The organism is Nocardioides alcanivorans (assembly GCF_021555175.1).
Classification (GTDB): domain Bacteria; phylum Actinomycetota; class Actinomycetes; order Propionibacteriales; family Nocardioidaceae; genus Nocardioides; species Nocardioides alcanivorans.
On sequence record NZ_JAKGRW010000002.1, the window covers coordinates 211,888 to 229,165 of the forward strand.

General features: G+C 68.0%; 17 protein-coding genes and 1 pseudogene. 9 read left to right on the forward strand and 9 right to left on the reverse strand.

Going from position 1 to position 17,278, the window contains the following annotated elements; all coding sequences use genetic code 11:
- Nucleotides 1-48: 48 nt before the first annotated feature.
- Together L1066_RS01145 and L1066_RS01150 are read right to left on the reverse strand one after the other, a co-directional pair.
- Nucleotides 49-456, reverse strand: a complete 408-nt coding sequence (locus tag L1066_RS01145; RefSeq protein ID WP_235734531.1) for a hypothetical protein — start codon at nucleotides 454-456, stop codon at nucleotides 49-51.
- Nucleotides 443-637: a helix-turn-helix transcriptional regulator gene (locus L1066_RS01150; RefSeq protein ID WP_235734532.1), complete on the reverse strand. Its 195-nt coding sequence runs from the start codon at nucleotides 635-637 to the stop codon at nucleotides 443-445. Before L1066_RS01150 ends, L1066_RS01145 begins: the two co-directional genes overlap by 14 nt.
- Nucleotides 638-855: 218 nt before the next feature.
- On the opposite strand from L1066_RS01150, the gene L1066_RS01155 reads away from it, so the two are divergent.
- Nucleotides 856-1,692, forward strand: coding sequence for a hypothetical protein (locus tag L1066_RS01155; RefSeq protein WP_235734533.1), 837 nt, complete (start codon nucleotides 856-858; stop codon nucleotides 1,690-1,692).
- An 18-nt stretch (nucleotides 1,693-1,710) separates the two neighbouring features.
- Here L1066_RS01155 and L1066_RS27370 read toward each other — a convergent pair whose 3' ends face one another.
- Together L1066_RS27370 and L1066_RS01165 are read right to left on the reverse strand one after the other, a co-directional pair.
- Nucleotides 1,711-2,337, reverse strand: coding sequence for a PaaI family thioesterase (locus L1066_RS27370; protein ID WP_235734534.1), 627 nt, complete (start codon nucleotides 2,335-2,337; stop codon nucleotides 1,711-1,713).
- Nucleotides 2,334-3,248, reverse strand: a complete 915-nt coding sequence (locus L1066_RS01165; RefSeq protein ID WP_235734535.1) for an SDR family NAD(P)-dependent oxidoreductase — start codon at nucleotides 3,246-3,248, stop codon at nucleotides 2,334-2,336. Before L1066_RS01165 ends, L1066_RS27370 begins: the two co-directional genes overlap by 4 nt.
- A gap of 255 nt (nucleotides 3,249-3,503) precedes the next feature.
- Between L1066_RS01165 and L1066_RS01170 the strand changes: the two genes are divergently transcribed.
- Nucleotides 3,504-4,946: an MFS transporter gene (locus L1066_RS01170; RefSeq protein ID WP_235734536.1), complete on the forward strand. Its 1,443-nt coding sequence runs from the start codon at nucleotides 3,504-3,506 to the stop codon at nucleotides 4,944-4,946.
- Nucleotides 4,947-4,988: 42 nt separating this feature from the next.
- On the opposite strand, the gene L1066_RS01175 is transcribed toward L1066_RS01170, so the two are convergent.
- Entirely contained in the window at nucleotides 4,989-5,663 is a 675-nt protein-coding gene (locus tag L1066_RS01175) for a GAP family protein (protein ID WP_235734537.1), read from the reverse strand.
- A 170-nt stretch (nucleotides 5,664-5,833) separates the two neighbouring features.
- On the opposite strand from L1066_RS01175, the gene L1066_RS01180 reads away from it, so the two are divergent.
- The 6 genes from L1066_RS01180 to L1066_RS01205 all read left to right on the forward strand — a co-directional run bounded on the left by L1066_RS01180 (nucleotide 5,834) and on the right by L1066_RS01205 (nucleotide 13,272).
- Nucleotides 5,834-7,603 carry a SulP family inorganic anion transporter gene (locus tag L1066_RS01180; RefSeq protein WP_235734538.1) on the forward strand — a complete coding sequence of 590 codons (1,770 nt, stop codon included), beginning with the start codon at nucleotides 5,834-5,836 and terminating at the stop codon, nucleotides 7,601-7,603.
- A gap of 11 nt (nucleotides 7,604-7,614) precedes the next feature.
- A complete protein-coding gene (locus L1066_RS01185; RefSeq protein ID WP_235734539.1) occupies nucleotides 7,615-8,112 on the forward strand; it encodes a DUF1269 domain-containing protein in 498 nt (165 codons plus the stop codon).
- A gap of 273 nt (nucleotides 8,113-8,385) precedes the next feature.
- Complete coding sequence (locus L1066_RS01190; protein ID WP_235734540.1) at nucleotides 8,386-8,868, forward strand: ATP-binding protein; 483 nt, start codon at nucleotides 8,386-8,388, stop codon at nucleotides 8,866-8,868.
- Complete coding sequence (locus L1066_RS01195; RefSeq protein WP_235734541.1) at nucleotides 8,838-10,973, forward strand: helix-turn-helix transcriptional regulator; 2,136 nt, start codon at nucleotides 8,838-8,840, stop codon at nucleotides 10,971-10,973. The genes L1066_RS01190 and L1066_RS01195 overlap by 31 nt, the downstream gene beginning before the upstream one ends.
- Nucleotides 10,974-11,119: 146 nt before the next feature.
- Nucleotides 11,120-11,668 (forward strand): HdeD family acid-resistance protein, encoded by a 549-nt coding sequence (locus tag L1066_RS01200; protein WP_235734542.1) that lies wholly within the window; start codon nucleotides 11,120-11,122, stop codon nucleotides 11,666-11,668.
- 50 nt (nucleotides 11,669-11,718) lie between these two features.
- Nucleotides 11,719-13,272 (forward strand): SulP family inorganic anion transporter, encoded by a 1,554-nt coding sequence (locus tag L1066_RS01205; RefSeq protein ID WP_235734543.1) that lies wholly within the window; start codon nucleotides 11,719-11,721, stop codon nucleotides 13,270-13,272.
- Between the two features lie 13 nt (nucleotides 13,273-13,285).
- On the opposite strand, the gene L1066_RS01210 is transcribed toward L1066_RS01205, so the two are convergent.
- The 3 genes from L1066_RS01210 to L1066_RS01220 all read right to left on the reverse strand — a co-directional run bounded on the left by L1066_RS01210 (nucleotide 13,286) and on the right by L1066_RS01220 (nucleotide 15,466).
- On the reverse strand, nucleotides 13,286-13,714 hold the full coding sequence (locus L1066_RS01210) for a YggT family protein (RefSeq protein WP_235734544.1): 429 nt from the start codon (nucleotides 13,712-13,714) through the stop codon (nucleotides 13,286-13,288).
- A 147-nt stretch (nucleotides 13,715-13,861) separates the two neighbouring features.
- Nucleotides 13,862-14,437, reverse strand: coding sequence for a TM7S3/TM198-like domain-containing protein (locus L1066_RS01215; protein ID WP_235734545.1), 576 nt, complete (start codon nucleotides 14,435-14,437; stop codon nucleotides 13,862-13,864).
- Between the two features lie 87 nt (nucleotides 14,438-14,524).
- Complete coding sequence (locus L1066_RS01220; protein WP_235734546.1) at nucleotides 14,525-15,466, reverse strand: helix-turn-helix transcriptional regulator; 942 nt, start codon at nucleotides 15,464-15,466, stop codon at nucleotides 14,525-14,527.
- A 490-nt stretch (nucleotides 15,467-15,956) separates the two neighbouring features.
- On the opposite strand from L1066_RS01220, the gene L1066_RS01225 reads away from it, so the two are divergent.
- The gene (locus tag L1066_RS01225; RefSeq protein ID WP_235734547.1) at nucleotides 15,957-16,193 is read left to right on the forward strand and encodes a hypothetical protein; all 237 of its coding nucleotides are present in this window, start codon (nucleotides 15,957-15,959) and stop codon (nucleotides 16,191-16,193) included.
- Here L1066_RS01225 and L1066_RS29250 read toward each other — a convergent pair.
- Nucleotides 16,185-17,228: pseudogene (locus L1066_RS29250) on the reverse strand (winged helix-turn-helix domain-containing protein); the annotation flags it as partial. The gene L1066_RS01225 and the pseudogene L1066_RS29250 overlap by 9 nt on opposite strands.
- Nucleotides 17,229-17,278 lie beyond the last annotated feature (50 nt).

Below are 17,278 nucleotides of genomic sequence, written 5' to 3' on the forward strand. Positions count from 1 at the left end.
AATCGGAGCAGGTTCACTCCATCGAAGCCGCTGTGCAGCGCGGCAGGGTCACTTCCGCAGGCGCAGCCCGATCAGGGTGACGACGTACACGAGGCCGCCGATGGCGCCGAGCCAGTAGTACGGCGCTCCGTCCTCGCCGCGGGCGATCTCCACCACGAAGGCGACGAGGACGGTGAGCAGCACGCTCATGCCGGCGGCCGTCGTGGCGAGCAGGTCGAGATGGTTGATGCGCTCGTCGCGCCGGTCGAGGAGCGCCTGCACGGTCTCGCTCCGTTGGCGTAGCAGCAGGAAGCCGCCGGTCGCGACCAGCATCAGTGCCAGTCCGAAGATGCCGAACCCGAGGTCGTCACCGACGATCCCGGCGACGAGGTAGGCGACACCGCAACCGACGCCGACGACGGGGATGGCCCAACTGATCGGGCGGGTCCTTGCGGGGGTGTTGTCATGCGTCGACATCGAAGATCTCCTCCACGTGCTGGTCGAAGTAGCGTGCGAGGGTCAGGGCCAGCGGGAGCGAGGGCAGGTAGCGCCCGGTCTCGATCGAGTTGATCGTCTGGCGCGACACCTCCATCGCATCCGCCAGCGCGGCCTGGGAGAGACCGTGGTCGAGGCGGAGCTCGCGAACCCGGTTGCGCATCTCGTCTCCCTCGCGTCAAGGACCCTTGTCATGACAAGCATGCTTGTCATTCCCGTCGATGTCAAGCAACCTTGACGCCGGGGGCCGGTCTCGGCACTGACGTCGGCGCTGGAAGTTTCCTTCCCGCAGGACGCACGTTGGCGGGTAGAGTGACGGAGCGAGCCACTGCCGACCTGATCTGACGACGGGCTGACCGGCTGTGGCGGAACGGTAGGCAGATGTCCACGGGGGACGAGCAGCAGTCGGCAGGGGGCGTCGTACCCCGGCAGCGCTGGCGCCGTGGCCTCGCCGCCGCGGTGGCCGTGACCGGCGCCTCCGTGCTCGCGGTGACGATCGCCTGGCAGGGTCAGTCGCACGACCCCCGGCGCCACGCAGCGGACCCTGCGCAGTCACCGACAGACGGGGTGACCGGACTCGTCCAGATGCAGGACGGGCTCAACGGTGGGCGCATCGCCCCGGCGCTGCTGGGCGGACTGGTCGGGCCCTGGCAGACGAGTGTCGCGACCACGCCCGATGAGGAAAACGCTCCGCTCGACGAGGAGACCACTCCGTCCCCGTCCCCGACGGGCAGTCCGAGTGCGCGGCCCACGGACGGCAGCCCGACCGCCCCTGCGACGGTCCCCCCGAGCGATGGTGACGTCCCTGACCACCCGGTGCACGGTCCGGTGACGATCAACGTCGGATCTGTCGAGGCATCCGCGGACACCCCGGGCCGATTCACTGTCGTGCTCCGCCTGACCAACGTCACCCCGGGGATGATCGCGAAGGTGGCGATCGACGGCGACGGGGCCGTCATCGACGGGGTCGGCGGAGGCTGGTCGTGCGGCTCGCCGGGCGGCGCCGCGGTCACCTGCAACGTCGGTCCCGGAGACTCCACGCGTCTCGTGGTCACCGTCTCCGCGCCGTACGGCGGCACGCTGGCCGTGAGCCTGCCGCACCTCGCCGGTGGCGCGGCCAGCACGTCCGTCGAGATCGATGCGCCGGGTGGCGGCACCGGCGACGAGGGTGTCGGCATCGGCACCCCCGCTGGGACCGCCGGCGACGACCTGCCCTGAGTGGAACCGGGGCACCTGTCAGTCGTCCGCTGCCAGCTCCAGGCCGTCGGGCCTGACGAACAGGCCGGTCGCCTCGACGGTGACCTCGCCCGACTGGCGGATCCACGCGTCGGCCAGGAACTTTCGCCCGCTCACGTCCCGCACCTCACCGCCGACCTCGCACTCGATGTCGAGGGCAGTCGGTCGCCGAAAGCGCAGCTCGAGACTGGCGGTGAGTCCGGGAATGCCCTGAGCCGAGACCAACATCCCCAGCAGGTGATCGATCAGGGCGGCCGCGAAGCCACCGTGCAGGCAGTCCGGTGGTCCCTCGAACAGTGCTGAGGGGAGGAAGCGGGCGGTGGCGCGGCGACCGTCGACGTGCAGGGAGATCGGGATCCGCATGGGGTTGAGCGAAGCCATCCGGACTGGCTCGCCCCGTTGGGCGCGTTCGGTCCAGGTAGGGGTGATCGGGATCCTGTGCACCCGGTCGCGTCGTTGGCGTCCGAGCATCTCGGTGACCTGGTCGAGCAGGTTTGTGGCCTCCTGCAGTGTCGCCACGTCGACGTCGGTCGTGCCGGCGGCCGACATCAGGGAGCGGGTGCTCTCGACGAGCCGCGTGAGCGGCTGGATCCGCTCCGCCGCCGGAGCAGTGCGTCGCTGGCTCACCCCATGCTCCGCTCGAGGAGCGAAGCCGGTACCGGGGGCGCCTCGTTGAAGACCAGGTGGTCGGGCAGGAGCGATGCCGGATCGATGTCGTCGGGCTGCCAGCCCGCCACGAGTGCCTGGCCGTCGAGGGTGCGGACGGCTCGACGGAACTCCTTGATGAGGCCGAGACTGAAGGCGACCCTGCCCGTGAGGACGGCGGGGTCGCCGGTGCACAACAGCAGGTTGGCCTCGGCCATGGTCTCCTCCGGCTCCGATGGCCAGCCGGGGACTGCACGCTGTGCGTTCTCCGTGGCCACGCCCCGGTTGGGGGCGAGTGTGTTGACGGCGATGCCGTCGTCATACAGCTCCATCGCCGCACCGGTGCTGAGGCGATCGATGGCAGCCTTCGTGGCTCCATAGAGCACCGACCCCAGCAAGGGGTGGGCAGCATAGGGCGGACCCACCCGCGGCCCGGCCATACGCGACGACAGGTTCACGACCCAACCGGATCCCCGCTCACGCATGCTGGGTACGACGGCCTTCATCAGGTCCCACGTGTTCCACAGATTGGTCTCGACCGAGTCGTGGAAGGCCGCACGGTCGATGTCGAGGAAGGAGGCGCCGTGATGACGCTCGGCCGCAGCATTGTTGACGAGGATGTCGACCCCGAGCCCGAACGCGTTCTCGATCTCGGCGACCAGGGCGAACCGGTCGAGGTCGGGCCTGCCGAGGTCGGCGACGAAGGATCGGGCCTGTCCGCCCTCGTCGTTGATGATCTGGACGGTCTCCTCCAGCGAGCCTGCGAGCGTGGCACCACCGGGGTGCAGGGTGCGGGAGACCGCGGCCACCGCGATTCCCTCCGCAGCCAGGCGACGTGCCATGGCGCGGCCGATGCCGCGGCTGGCTCCGGTGACGACGGCGAGGTGGGTCAAGGGATGCTCCGATCGACGTGGATGAGACGAGTGTCGTTTCAGCAGTCGGTGATGGTGCGGCCCTCCCGCTGGACGGAAGTGGGTCAGGTGGCACATCTCACCCTGCTTCAGGTGCGGGTTCGAGCGCGGTGATCACCTAGGATGCTGGTCTGCCCCGACCACAGTCGGGGGCGGTCGGCAGACGTGTTGCACGTCTTCGGTCCGAGGCTGAAAACCTCCAGCGTCTCCCTCGCCCGGAAGCCTGGAGGTTTCTGCATGTCTCGTGTGTCCAGCGTCAACGCCCGTTGGTGGGCCCTCGTCGTCCTGGGTCTGACCCAGCTCATGGTGGTGCTCGACTCCACCATCGTCGCCATCGCCCTGCCCTCCGCACAGGCTGATCTCGGCATGGCGGACAGCCAGCGCCAATGGCTCGTCACCGCCTACGCCCTGGCCTTCGCCTCCCTGCTGCTGCTCGGCGGTCGCGTCGCCGACTACTGGGGGCGCAAGCGCACCTTCATGGTCGGCATGCTCGGCTTCGGCGTCGCCTCGACGTGGGGAGGTCTCGCCCAGTCCAGCGGTGAGTTGATCGCCGCCCGTGGTCTCCAAGGGCTCTTCGCAGCGATGCTTGCCCCCGCCGCTCTCGCGATGGTCACCGTGCTCTTCAGTCACGGCAAGGAGCGCAACGTCGCCTTCGCGATCTTCGGCGTCATCGCCGGCACGGGTGCTGCGTTCGGCCTCCTCCTCGGTGGCGTCCTCACCCAGTACGCAGACTGGCGCTGGTGCCTGTTGGTCAACGACTTCTTCGTCGTCGCCGGCCTGATCGGTGGCTGGCTGCTGCTCGACGAGTCACGCGCGGAGGGCAACAACAAGTACGACGTCTTCGGCACCGTCACCATCGTGCTCGGGCTGGGCTCGCTCGTCTACGGGTTCGCGCGTGCCGAGCACGGCTGGGGAGAGACCGACACGGTCGGGTTCCTCGCGGTCGGCGCCGTGCTCCTGGCGATCTTCTTCTGGTCGCAGGCGCGCATCGCCAATCCGTTGCTGCCACTGCGTGTGGTGCTTCACCGCGTCCGTGCCGCCGCTTTCATGATCCAAGGTGTCGTCGGCGTCGTGATGATGGGCGCAATGCTCTATCTGACCTTCCACTTCCAGATCGTGCTCGGCATGAGCCCGGTGAAGGCCGGTCTCGCCAACGTGGCCATGACCGTGGTCATCATGGGCACCGCTCCACTCGCCACCAAGGCCTTCAGCCACTTCGGTGCCCGCCCGGTGCTCGTCGCCGGTCCGGTCATCGGATCGGTCGGCCTCTTCTATCTCAGCGGCATCACGGCCGGCGGCAGTTATTGGACTGAGGTCCTGCCTGCCCTGGTCATTCTCGGCTGCGGCATGTCGCTCATCTTCGTGCCCATGCAGAACCTCGCGCTCGCCGGCGTGGAACCGCACGACGCCGGTGTCGCCTCGGCCTTCGCCAACTCCTGCCTGCACATCGGTGGCTCGATAGCGATCGCTGTCTTCACGGCGCTCTACACCAGCTCGATGGAGGACTCGCTGGCTTCGGGCAGCGCGCCGCTGACGGCCCTGGCCGACGGTTACGGCACCACCTTCACCGCCGCCGGTGTCGTGATGCTGGTCGGTGCCGTGCTCGCGGGACTCTTGATCAACCAGAAGGGCGGAGCCCCCGCGGCCGACCAGGAGCAGGCGGTGCTCGCCGCCCACTGAGGTGGAGGTGGTCAGTCGCGTGTGACGGGGAGCCGTGCGGGGTCACGCGAAGCCAGCCACAGCCTGTCCGATCGTGTGTCCGCCGATGACCAGCAAGATCACTGTCATCACTGCCGAGTTGTGTGCGGTCAACCAGATGCGGAGCTCATCGAGGCCGCCACGCAGTCGATCCGCGGCGATCAGGTTTCCCACGGTGGGAACGGCCACCGAGCATGAGCTGATGACGACGAAGGCACCGACAGCCGCGAACGACTGGCCCGAGGTCAGGCCGCCTGACCCGATGATGACGCCCGCCGTGAGGCAGAGGGTCAGGTTCTTCGGGTTCGCCACGACAAGCGCCACGCCGAGGCCGCATGCCTTTCCCGCGGTCATGGTGTCGATTGCCGCCATCCACTTCGGCAAGGTGGCGTCGGCTCCCGGTCGTGGCCGCCGACGCCACTGCGCCAGCGCCAGGCACAGAGCCACGACACCGAGCAGAAGTTTCAAGGTGGAGGCGAGCGTGGTCGGGTCAGAGCTGGTTGAGCTGTCGACCGGGTCCACCAGCAGTGCGACGGCCAGCACCAGCAGGGCAATGCCGACACCCCAACCCAGGAGGAAGGCCACGGACGCCGCTCGTCCGCGCGGTGTCAGCAGCATCAAGATGACAGCGATGATGGGAAGCGGTGAGATGGCCACGCCGAGGGCGACGGGCAGCAGCGAACCGACGACATCACCCATGCTGGTGCTCCTCCCGACCGGCCGCGGGGTGCCGCCCGCGCGAGCTGAGCCGAGCGTAGGACGAGGGGAGACGGTCAACCTCACCCCTTACGGGGGACCACGGCCGGGCGTGGTTTGCCTAGCGTGACGGCGAGACCTGTCCGGGTCGACCTTGCAGGGAGCTGATGCCCGTGTCGCGCATACTCGCGCCCTCCTTCGCGGGATTCCGGACCGCCTGGATCCGGCCGGATGTCGTCGCCGGCTTGACCGTGTGGGCGGTTCTGGTGCCTGAGTCGCTCGCCTACGCGACGATTGCCGGGGTGCCGCCGGTTGTCGGGCTCTACGCGGCTGTGCCCGCATTGGTTTGCTACGCACTGATCGGCTCCTCCAAGCACCTGGTCGTCGCACCGATGTCGGCAACTGCCGCACTGTCGGCCGGTGTCATCGCGACCGTCGCGCCTTCGGCGGACGTCGGGACCTACGTCGCGCTCTCCACCGCACTTGCGCTGGCCACCGGCCTGGTGGCGCTCGCGGCAGGGGCGCTGAGGCTGGGCTTCCTTGCGTCGTTCATCAGCGAGCCGGTCCTGAAGGGCTTCATCATCGGCCTGGCATTGACGATCATGATCGGCCAGCTTCCGAATCTCTTCGGCGTCGAGAAGGGCTCGGGCAACTTCTTCGAGAAGGCTTGGGATCTGGTCCAGCACCTGGGCCAGACCGAGCCGCTCGCCATCACGGTGGGAGGCCTCAGCCTTGCCGCGCTCCTGGTGGTGCGTCGCTTCCTGCCCCTGGTTCCCGGATCCCTGGTGGTGGCCTTGGTGAGCATCGGTGCAGTGGTACTGCTCGACCTGGACGACCGTGGCCTTGAGATCGTCGGCAACATCGACTCTGGTCTGCCTGATCTCGGGCTCCCCGGGGTCGGAGGGTCGGAGTTCGTCGCGCTCCTCGGAGCTTCGGTCGGGGTGATGCTGGTCGGCTTCGCCGAAGGTCTCGGTGCCGCAAAGACCTATGCCGCCCGCTCTGGTTACGACATCGACGCGAATCGGGAGCTGATGGGACTCGGTGCCGCGAACATCGGCGCCGGGCTGACTTCTGGAATGGTCGTCAACGGCAGCCTGTCGAAGACCGCCGTCAATGGTTCCGCCGGGGCACGTTCGCAGCTCTCCACGGTGGTGGCCGCGGCCCTGACCCTGGTCACGATCCTCTTCCTCACCGGCCTCTTCGAGAAGCTGCCGGAAGCAACCCTCGGCGCCATCGTGATCGCAGCGGTGATCGAACTCGTGGATCTTCCGTCGCTTCGCCGGCTGTGGCGTGTGCAGACCGGTCGTTTGGCGACGCTGTACCCGGTCACGGCGCGCTCCGACTTCGTGGGAGCGCTCGCGGCGCTCCTCGGCGTCCTTGTCTTCGAGACGTTGCCCGGCCTCGCCATTGGCATCGCGGTCTCCTTGGTGCTTCTGATCGCCAGGACATCTCGCCCCCACACGGCGCGGCTGGTTCCCGTCGGCACCGTCGGCCAACGGGTGTGGGTGGACAGTGCCAGGCACAGCGAGGAGGAGATGCCCCCGCAGGTGCTCGTGGTCCGGGTGGAGGCGCCCCTCGTCTATGCGAACGCGGACTACGTGCGCTCCGCAATTCGAGAGATGGCCGCCTCGGTGCCGGACCTGCGGCTAGTGGTCATGGACGGTGCGACGACGCCCTCCGTGGACGTGACGGCGGCAGGCATGCTCGATCAACTCAGCGTCGATCTTCAGCGCATGGGCGCGGATCTGGTCCTGGCAGGAAACATCGGCCAAGTGCGGGATGTCCTGGCGGAGGCAGGCGAGACAGATGGGATCCGGATCTTCTCGAGCATCGAGCGGGCGCTGGCGTCCCTCGAGCAGGGTTCACCGGGAACGGGGAGGCCAGCGGCACTCCGGACGGGGAAGTCTGATGACGGTTTCCTTCGGACTCATCCCAATGACTAGAGGAGCGCACCATGGCACAGGCAACCTTGACGGTTTGGAAGTTCGGCACGGCAGGAGGCGCCGCTGATGCTTCCGAGAAGTTGGAGCAGCTCGCCAAGCAGGGGCTGATCACCGTCCACGACGCCGCACGGGTGTCGTGGGAGGAAGGCAAGAAGAAGCCCAAGACGCGCCAGCTCAGCTCCATGACGGGCGCCGGCGCCCTCGGAGGCACCTTCTGGGGCATGCTGTTCGGCCTGATCTTCTTCGTCCCGCTCCTCGGTGCTGCACTCGGTGCGGCGACAGGTGCCCTCGCTGGATCGCTCACCGACGTCGGCATCGACGACTCCTTCATCAACAAGGTCCGCGACCAGATCACGCCTGGGACCTCCGCGCTCTTCGTGATGTCCTCCGATGCGGTGGTCGACAAGGTTCGGGACGCGTTCGCCGGACACGAGCCGGAGGACCTGATCTTCACCAACCTCAGCGACGACCAGGAGGCCGCGCTGCGTCACGTGTTCGCCGAGGAGTGAGGACGGGCACCGGTGTGAAGGACCGGTGACGTGGGCCAGACCCCCGGTGGCTACTTGCCAGTAGCCCGCCTCACCTGCCACGGGTGAGGCGAGGGGGCGTCCTGCTCCCTAGCCTCCGTTGTACGGTCAAAACACACGGAGGCTTCAGATGAGCGCCACCTGCACGTGCGTTTCCCCTCGGCCCTCGGTCCCGAGGGCAACCAGGCCCGATCGGCTCACTCGACGGCGTCGCCCGTTCGCCGGGAGGCGGAATGGTCAAGGGCGGCGATCGCCGTGAGGATCGGCACGACCTTCTCGGGGACTCCGCGCCTGCCACGGACCTATGTGCCGCGGCCCCGGCTCTGGAATCAACTGGAACGGACCGCGGAGCAGGCCGTCACGGTCGTCGTGGCCCCTTCCGGTGCTGGCAAGACGCTGGGTGTGGCCGGCTGGCTCGGCCAGCGGGAACCTACGCGGCACCACTGGGTCGACGCTGCCTCCTCGGGCGGCGCGCGGGAGTTCGTCGAGGCAACGGCCGCGCCCGACGCGGGAGGAGTCCCCCCGTACGTCGTGGTGGATGACGCGCACCTGCTCTCGGCAGAGGCGCTCCGTCACCTCGACGATCGGCTCAACAACGCCCCCGAGACCCTCAGGTTGCTCCTGATCAGCAGGTGGGACCTGCCGCTGACGCGACTGGTCCCAGAGCTGCTCGGCCACTACACGAGCCTCCGGGGGACGTACTGCGGATGGACGAGGAGGAGACGAAGGCGTTGGTGATCGCCCACCTCCCGACCGCGACTCCGGAGGTGGTCGAGGCAGTGAGCTCCTACGCACAGGGTTGGTGCGCTCCCGCCGTACTCACCACCCGCGTCCTGGCCGCCGCGCCGCCGAACGCCATGGCCGTACGGCGTTATGCGCGTGCTGACGGGCGGGTTGCGGACCAAGTGGTCAGTGAGGTGTTCTCGACCTTGCATCCGGAGGAGCGTCATCTTCTCCTCTGCCTCGCGGCCGAGGAGACGGTGAGCGTGGCCACTGCCGCCCACCTCTCGCACGACTCGGCGGCCGGGGAGATCCTGGCGCGGCTGGAGATCACCGGCCTGCTCGTCATGCGCACGAACGAGACCGTCGACGACGCCGAGAGCGAGGGGGCGACCCGGTTCCGGATCCACCCGTTGTTGAAGGAAGTGGTGCGACGCCGGCTCCTCCGCGGTGGAGTCGACGTGGCGCGCGCTCGGGCGACTGTGGCGAGAGCGGTTCGCATCGACATCGCCCGCGGCGACGGGGCACGTGCGTTCGAGAGACTCGTCGCGGTCAACGAGGCCGAGCAGGCAGCGGAGTTGTTGGCGGTCGAGGGAGTCGCGATGGTGATGCGTGGAGAAGGGCCGCAGATCGCGACCTTCGTCCGCCAGCATCCTGAGCTGGTCCAGGATCGCCCGGCGACCTGGTTCCCGGTCGCCCTCGAGCGCTGGCTCGACGACGACTTCGAGGGTGCCCTGGTGTGGATGGACCTCATGGATCACGAAGACGAGGATTCAGCACCGCAAGTGGGCTCGCTCGCCCGTGCCTGCGTGCGTTTGATGAGGGCGCGTCTCGGTCTCGAGTCATCGAGCGCCGCCATCGACCGTGGGAGCCACGTCCTCGGTGCGGCCGACCATGTTCATGACGCCGCTGTCCCGCAGTTGCTCATCGAGTTGGGCAGCACCCAGAACTGGACCGGCGACCTGTCCGGTGCCAGCGCCCATCTGTCCAGGGCCGTCGAGTGGAGTCGACAACGCGGTCACCTGGCTGCCGCGGCGTCAGCGACTTCTCATCTCGCGCTCACCCAACTGATGGCCGGACGGGAACGGGCCGCGCACCAGGTGGCGACAGAGGCACTGCGACTGCTCGACGCCACGTCGGGGACGCAGCCGCACTTCGTGGATGCCCGGGCGTCGTTGGTGCTGATGTTGAGCGAGATGGCCGGTCTCACTCCACCGATGCGTGCTTCCGGCTCGCGAACGACGGTGCCTGAGTTGCCGGCTTCGGATCCGTGTGGTCGATTCTGGGCCTGGCTGGCCAGCGCTCGCATCGCGCTCGTGAACGGATCGCCAGCAGACGCGGAGCGGGTCCTGACGACACCGCTCGCCGGGCCACTGCCGGAAGCAAGTCTTCCCGATCACCTCTTCGCGGAGGTCATGGTCGAGCACGCCCTACTAGCGGCTCTGGCCTCGGACCGAGACACTCTTCGACACGTCGAGATGCGCCTCCTCACGCGGCATCGCGAGGCAGAGGCGTCGCTGGCGCGTGGGCTGTCCAGCGACCTCGCCGGGGACCGCGTAGGAGCGACCGAGGCATTCGGCCTCGCTGCGGACGCAGAGGATCCGGTTCACCCTTCGGTCCGAGTCTTCGGACTCGTCTGCCAGGCCCAGCTCCTGGACGCCGACGGAAAACACGATGCTGCTCTGGATCGACTGGCCGAGGCGGTGCGGGCGACGGAGGTTCGCGGCAGCGCCGTCCCCTTCCGCGGCTGGATCCGGCAGGGAAGCCCGGTCGGTTTCCTCCTGAGGCGGCTCGCTCAGCGCGGCAGGCGAAACGGGTGGCTCGACGAACTCACCTCGGCCATCGCGGGCAGCCCGGACGCATCAGCCCACTACGCGCCGACGACGGCCACGCCACGAGAGCGGTCCGCAGGCACTGCGCTGCTGGTGCAGCCCTCGCTCAGCCCACGTGAGCGCGACGTCCTCAACCAGTTGGCTCGTGGCGCGACCTACTCCGACATCGCCGCCAACCTCTTCGTCTCCGAGAACACGGTGAAGACCCATGTCTCCAGCCTCTACGGCAAGCTCGCGGTCTCCAGACGTAGTGATGCCCTCGCCGTGGCCAGGACGATGGACCTGCTCTGAACGGCCGATGCGGACCACCTGATTCGGGCGATGTCCAAGCCACTGGCCGGCCTCAGCATGGCTGTGTCACTGTCGAGCGCTAGGAGGCTGCGGGCATGTCGGATGCTGTCGGCGAGGATACGCAGTGGGAGAGCGCCGTTCGGTGGATGCGTTTCGCCGATCACTGGGGGCTCGTCCTCACCTACGGTCTGGTGACCTTGGGGCTCGGAGTCGTCCTGGCAGTTTGGCCGGGTGAGACGTTACGTGTGTGCGGCGTCATCATCGCGATTCAGCTGATCCTCACCGCGGTGATGCGCGTCGTGCTGGCGATTGCACCCGGCAGGCTGCCCAGTGGTGACCGAGTGCTGCTTGCCCTGACAGGTGCCCTCGCCATGATCGTTGGGCTCCTGTGCCTGCGCGCCCCGTTGCAGACCCTGCTCGCGCTCAGCATCATCCTCGGTGCTTGGTGGCTGATCTCGGGGATCGTGGACATCGTCAGGATTGCTGCCGCCCCCAAGGCTGCCCACCGTGGCCTGGGGTTGGCGATGGCCCTGATCAGCTCCCTCATGGGAGGCTTCCTCCTGGTCAATCCTGAGCTGTCGTTGAAGGTCATGGTCGGTGTGCTGTGCCTGTGGTTGATCGCCGTCGGGATCCTCGCGTCTGCCGAGGCCCTGAGGATGCGGGCGCAGCAGCGCATGAGCGATCCGAGTCCGTGAGTCCGGGCCGATGGCTGGGGCCCAGCCTGTGGCCTCAGGCGCCGGCGTCGGTGTGGCGCGATCTCCTCGCCGGACTCGTGACCGGTGCCGTCGTCATCCCCCAGGCCATGGCCTACGCCACGATCGCCGGGCTGCCCGTCGAGATCGGCCTCTACACGTGCATGCTCCCCATGCTCGTGTATGCGCTGATGGGCGGCTCACGGACGTTGAGCATGTCCACCACCTCGACGATCGCGATCCTGACGGCGACCACGGTCGGCTCACTGCCTGACCGGACGGACGCGCAGTTGCTGCGGGCGGTCTTCACGCTGACGGTTCTCGTGGGCACATGCCTCCTCCTGATGCGGCTGTTCCGTCTCGGTTCCGTCGTGGAACAGGTCAGTCCGGCGACGATGACCGGGGTGAAGACGGGGGTGGGGCTCACCGTCGTGGCCACCCAGCTCCCGGCGCTCCTCGGAGTGTCCAGCGGGGCGGCTGATGCGGGCTTCTTCCGGACCGTCGCAGATGTGGCGCGGAAGGTGGAGAGCGCCGACGTCGGCACTGTCGCGATCTCCGTCACCGCGGTGGCCTCCCTCCTGCTTCTGCGCAGGTTCCTGCCACGGATACCTGGCCCGCTGGTCGTCGTGACCGTGGCGATCCTGGTGGTCGCGTGCACCCCGATCGAAGAGCACGGACTCGACCTGGTCGGCCGGGTGCCCACGGGCCTGCCGACGCCGTCGGTTCCCCTGTGGTCGGATGTGCTGACCCTGCTGCCGGGGGCGCTGGCCATCGCTGTGATGGCGTTCATGGAGACGGTGATCGTGGCCCGGGCCCAGAGGCGGCGTGCCGACCCGCCCATCGATCCGCAGCGCGAACTCCTCGCCAATGGCATCGCAGCACTCGCGGGCGGGTTCTCCCAGAGCCTTCCGCCTGCGGGCGGACTCTCCCAGAGCGCTGTCAACCAGAGGGCCGGCGCGGCGTCCCAGTTGGCCGGCATCACCACGGCGGCGCTTGCCGTGCTCGTTGCGCTCTTCCTCGGTCCCGTCCTGGCTGACCTTCCCGCTGCTGTCCTCGCGTCGATGGTGCTGGTCGCGGTCGTCGGGCTGATCCGTCCCGACGAATTCACGACCCTGCTTCGGATCGATCGGGCTGAGTTCTGGGTGGCAGTCATCACCGCTGCGGCCGGCCTCACCGCAGGGCTGATCACCGCGGTGGCCGTCGGCGTCGGCCTCACGCTGGTGTTGGTGCTTCGTGAGGTCAGCCGCAGCCAAGCCCAGCCCTGGGAAGGGAACGACGTCGGGAACGAAGTGATGGCGCTCCGACTCCAGGGGACCGTGTATGCCGGGAACGCCCGCCCGACCCAGGACGACGTGCTGGCGCGTGCGCTCAGCGAGCCGGGGCTCCGAACCGTTGTGTTGGACTGCGTTGCCGTTCGGCGGGTGACGGTCCCGCTCCTGGACACGCTTGAGGCGTTGCACGCGGACTTGGATAGCGACGGCGTCGAACTCGTCGTCGCCGCTCTTGCACCGGAGCTTCTCGACGTGGCACGTCGTTCGCCCTGGTTCGCCGGACTCGAGGCCGACGGCCACGTGAAGCCGACGGTCGAAGAGGCCGTTCGAGGTTGAGCCCGACGCGCGCTCAGGCGCGATCGGGGTCAGCCGGCGGGTACTGCCGTGTCTGTTCGGGCGTTGCCTGGGACGCTTGAGCCCACTGAGCCTGTGCTTGCTGGGTTGCCTGTGCTTGAGCTCGGTCGCGTCGTGCCTGCTCGTCCAGCCGGTCGAGGTGCGCGATCCGATCAGCCAGCCAGTCGATTCCGGCGTGAACCGACCAGGCGATGATGCCGTAGACGATCATCGCGAAGATGATCGAGGTGTCCAGAACGGCCTCGACCTGATTTCCGGTCTGCCCGAGTTCGATGGAGGTGAAGATTCCGCGGAACGGTTCCATCGCCCGATCCAGAGATCGGTATGCCCACTGGACGAAGGGCGGCCCTGGATTGGCTCCGAAGAGCAATAGGAAGAAGCCAAGGGTGAGCACGATCTCGGTCACGACGAGGTAGAGATACACGCCGTAGCCCAGGACGCGGGCGCCGAGCAGGAGCGTGCGGCGCTGTGGGTGGACGTGCTGCGTCCCCGGGGTGGATTCGGTGGTCTGTGACATGAAGTTCCCTCTCCGGCGCCCGAGCGCCTTGTCCTGCGGTCGACCCGGCATGCATCAGTGAGCTGGCTTCTTCTGGTCCTCGGCTCCCTTGGCGTCGCCCGCTTGGACTCTCTGGCCCACCACGGTGACAGCGATCCACAGCCCCGCCAGGAGGACGGCACCCACGGTGGACTCGGGCCGCCACAGGTGGTCGGTCCCGTCGACCCCGGTCCGGCCCACGCCGGAAAGGATCAGCGCAGCTCCTGCCGCAGCCGTGCCCCAGCGGAGGAAGGTCTTCTCCCAGCGTGCGGTGAGCCAGCCGCAGAGCAGCGCCACCGCGGGCACGACCACGATCGCAGCGAGCCAGTCACGGGGTTGGTCGGCGATGATCACGAAGATCTTCGCGCCCACCACGCTTCCCACGACCACGCCGGCGACGAAGAAGAGCGACTTGGACACGAGCAAGGCCGTCACCAAGGTGGCGAACGCCGCTGCCAGGGCGATGACCAGTGCAACCGTGGTCGAGGCATCGAAGAGTTCGGCGAGCAGCCAGCCGGTTCCGAAGCCCGCGGTGAGGACGGCCAACCGGACGGACTTGGAGCCCGCGAAGCACAGCAAGGCACCCACCAGGATGAGGATCAGACCTGACATGGCGCTCCTGCACTTGGCGGACCGGGACGGAACCAGCGTGCTCAGGCGATCAACGAAGCGCTTCCCCCGAAACCGGTGAAGGGGAGGTCAGATGATGCCGCGCTCACGCGCTTCCCGCACCGCCGCTGCCCGACTGTTCGCGCCCAGCTTCTGGTAGATCGACCGCACGTGTGTCTTCACGGTGTTCTCACTGACGCCGCGGGCCTCGGCAATCTCGCTCAGGGTCAACATCGCCGGGAGATCGCGCAGCACGGCGAACTCCTTCTCCGTGAGGGTGTTGTTGAGGACCGCGCGGGGCCGTCGCCCCTGATGGTGCTGGGATCCGAACAGGTCCGAAACGAACTCCTCAGCGGCCCCGAAACGCCCCCGGTTGGCTCGCAGGATGGGCTCGAGATCCTCCCAGGCATCGAGGAAGGCGCGGCGGAATGCGTTCGGAGCCGCCCACTCCAACGCGGTCTCGAGGGCGTTGAAGGCCCGATGCGGGTTGTCGAGACTTGCCTCCAGCGTTGCTGCAAGGACGTGGGCCGTGACCTCGGTGGTCGGCGCATGGGAGCTGAGTTCTCCATCCAGGGCAGGACGCAGGATCTTGAGTGCCTCACGGGTGCTTCCGCGAGCAGCCAGGATCTGGGCCCACACCGTGGCTGCCTCCGAGCTGTCGGGCAGTTGACGCTGGACGCGGTCCGCAGCCTCCTCGGCCCACCAGGTGTGCCCGGTGAGCAGACAGATGCGGACCTCCTGCGGAGTTGCCTGGCTGATGAGCGCCGGCGACACCTCTTCGGCGGCATCCGTGTCCTGCCAGATCTGATGGAAGTCCGAAACGGCGTGCACGCGGTCGGACCCTGACGCCCGCTCGAAGGAGGCGAGTGCATACATGCTGCGCACACCGGTCTCGACCTCTACGTTGTTCACCCCACCCAGGGCTTGCATCCCACGCTCGGCATAAGCGGCCTGCGCGGGGACGTCGCCGGTCTGGAACGCGGTCCATGCGGCGAGCAGATAGGCGTAGGCGAGTCGGGGGAGTCGGCCCAACCACGCCGGTCGGCGAAGTCGATGGCCCGCTGCGCCCAGTAGAGCGAGTCCGCCCACTCGCACGCTGCACCGTGCAGACCAGACAGTTGTGCCAAGGTCTCCAGCACCCACTGGTCGTAACGCCCGGCGCGGGCGAGACCGAGGGCTTGCTCGAGGTCGCGGATCGCCCCCGATAGTCGCCACTGCGCATCCGCGAGGGCGGACGGCAACTGAGGACGAGGAGGTCGACGTCGGGATCACCGGTGGCGGGCAACTCGAGGATCGCGCTCTCGGCGAGAGCGCGTGGGACGTCACCACCGAGGATCGCCCGCTGCACGACGGCTGCTGCACGCATCGCCGTGAACCTGCTGTCTGTGGGAAAGTGCGAGTTGGCCGACAGCAGCCGGAGGAAGCCGTCGGCGGCATCCAGGTCGGAGACGTCGAGCGCGTCGAGGGCGGCGATGGTCGCAACTCGCAGATCCGTCTTCCGAGAGGCAGGACCGACGAGCGGGTGGACCTTGCCGCCCTGTCCCTGGAGGATCATGTGCAGGCCGTTGTCCCGCACCAGTTCGTGGAGCAGGTCGTCATCACCGCCGAGCGCGGCGTGTTCCAGGGCGGAGGCAGGGTCGCCGTGCTCGTCGAACCACAGCGCCGCCCGAACATGCTGCCGACGGGTCGCCTGGGCATCGTTGTCCTCCAAGGTCGCCATCAAGAAGCTGCGCAGCATGCTGTGATAGCGATGCCATGAGGCGTCCTGCGTCTGAACCACGAGAGCGTTGGCCCGGCACAACAGGTTCAGGAGCTCACCGGCGTCCTTCCTGCCCGAGAGGTGCGCAGCCAGCTCCACCGACAACTGTTTCGGGACACAGGTGGAGAGCAGGAAGTCGAAGACGTCTGGGGGCAGATAGTTGATCACCTCCGTGAAGAGGTAGTCCGCGACGGCACGCTGGTCGCCCTCGAAGGCCGAGATGAAGCTGGCGGGGTCTGGTGTTGCCCTCACGGAGATGGCCGCCAGGCGTAGCCCAACGGCCCAGCCCTCGGTCCGGATCACCAAGCGGGACACATCGGACGGGGCGACGCGGCTCGTCACCTGGGCAAACAGTGCTTCGGCCTCGTTCTCCGTGAAGGCCAGGTCTGGGCCGCGAATCTCGGCGAGTGACCCCTGGAGCTTGAGTGTGTGCAGGTTGATGCTCGGCTCCGAGCGGGAGACGAGGATGACCCCCGTGGTCGGAGGGAGCTCTCCGATCAGGACACTCAGACCTGCAAGGACGTCTGGGTGACTCAGTCTGTGGATGTCGTCGAGCACCAGCCATCGGAGCTCCGATTTTGCGACGGTCTGGGCCAGGCCAGCGACGAATCTGGGTTCGAGCCCGGAAGGTGGAAGGCTGAGCGCTTCGAACGTGGCGGCGTACCGGCCCTCGGAAGCGGCTGTCAGGGCTTGGACCACCGCAGACCAGAACTCGTAGGGCCGATCGTCGCTGTCGTCGAGTGTCAGCCACGCCACCGGCTCACCGACGGCGCTTCTCCGCCGGGCCCAGTCAGCGACCAGCATGGTCTTGCCCGACCCGGCCGGCGCGCACACCAAGGTGGCTTGATGGAGATCAGCCACGTCCTGCAGGAGGCGGGCGCGGCTCACGAAGGTGCCGGGAAGCCGTGGCGGGTGCAGGCGAGACGGTGCAACGAATACGCGCGAGCCGACCTCGCCCTCAAGCCTCACGGCCTTGAGCCTCCTCCTCCGCCGCAACCAGAAAAGGCCGCGAACCTCCCGAAATGATCGAACCATCGGGGCCAGGCGACGTCAACCACCGCGCCGATCCAAGTGTGTCCTCACCC

Excerpts from the sequence above, each read along its gene's own strand:
- L1066_RS01145 (WP_235734531.1), bottom strand. The coding sequence starts at position 456 with ATGTCGACGCATGACAACACCCCCGCAAGGACCCGCCCGATCAGTTGG.
- L1066_RS01150 (WP_235734532.1), bottom strand. The coding sequence starts at position 637 with ATGCGCAACCGGGTTCGCGAGCTCCGCCTCGACCACGGTCTCTCCCAG.
- L1066_RS01155 (WP_235734533.1), top strand. The coding sequence starts at position 856 with ATGTCCACGGGGGACGAGCAGCAGTCGGCAGGGGGCGTCGTACCCCGG.
- L1066_RS01170 (WP_235734536.1), top strand. The coding sequence starts at position 3,504 with ATGTCTCGTGTGTCCAGCGTCAACGCCCGTTGGTGGGCCCTCGTCGTC.
- L1066_RS01175 (WP_235734537.1), bottom strand. The coding sequence starts at position 5,663 with ATGGGTGATGTCGTCGGTTCGCTGCTGCCCGTCGCCCTCGGCGTGGCC.
- L1066_RS01185 (WP_235734539.1), top strand. The coding sequence starts at position 7,615 with ATGGCACAGGCAACCTTGACGGTTTGGAAGTTCGGCACGGCAGGAGGC.
- L1066_RS01195 (WP_235734541.1), top strand. The coding sequence starts at position 8,838 with ATGGACGAGGAGGAGACGAAGGCGTTGGTGATCGCCCACCTCCCGACC.
- L1066_RS01200 (WP_235734542.1), top strand. The coding sequence starts at position 11,120 with ATGCGTTTCGCCGATCACTGGGGGCTCGTCCTCACCTACGGTCTGGTG.
- L1066_RS01215 (WP_235734545.1), bottom strand. The coding sequence starts at position 14,437 with ATGTCAGGTCTGATCCTCATCCTGGTGGGTGCCTTGCTGTGCTTCGCG.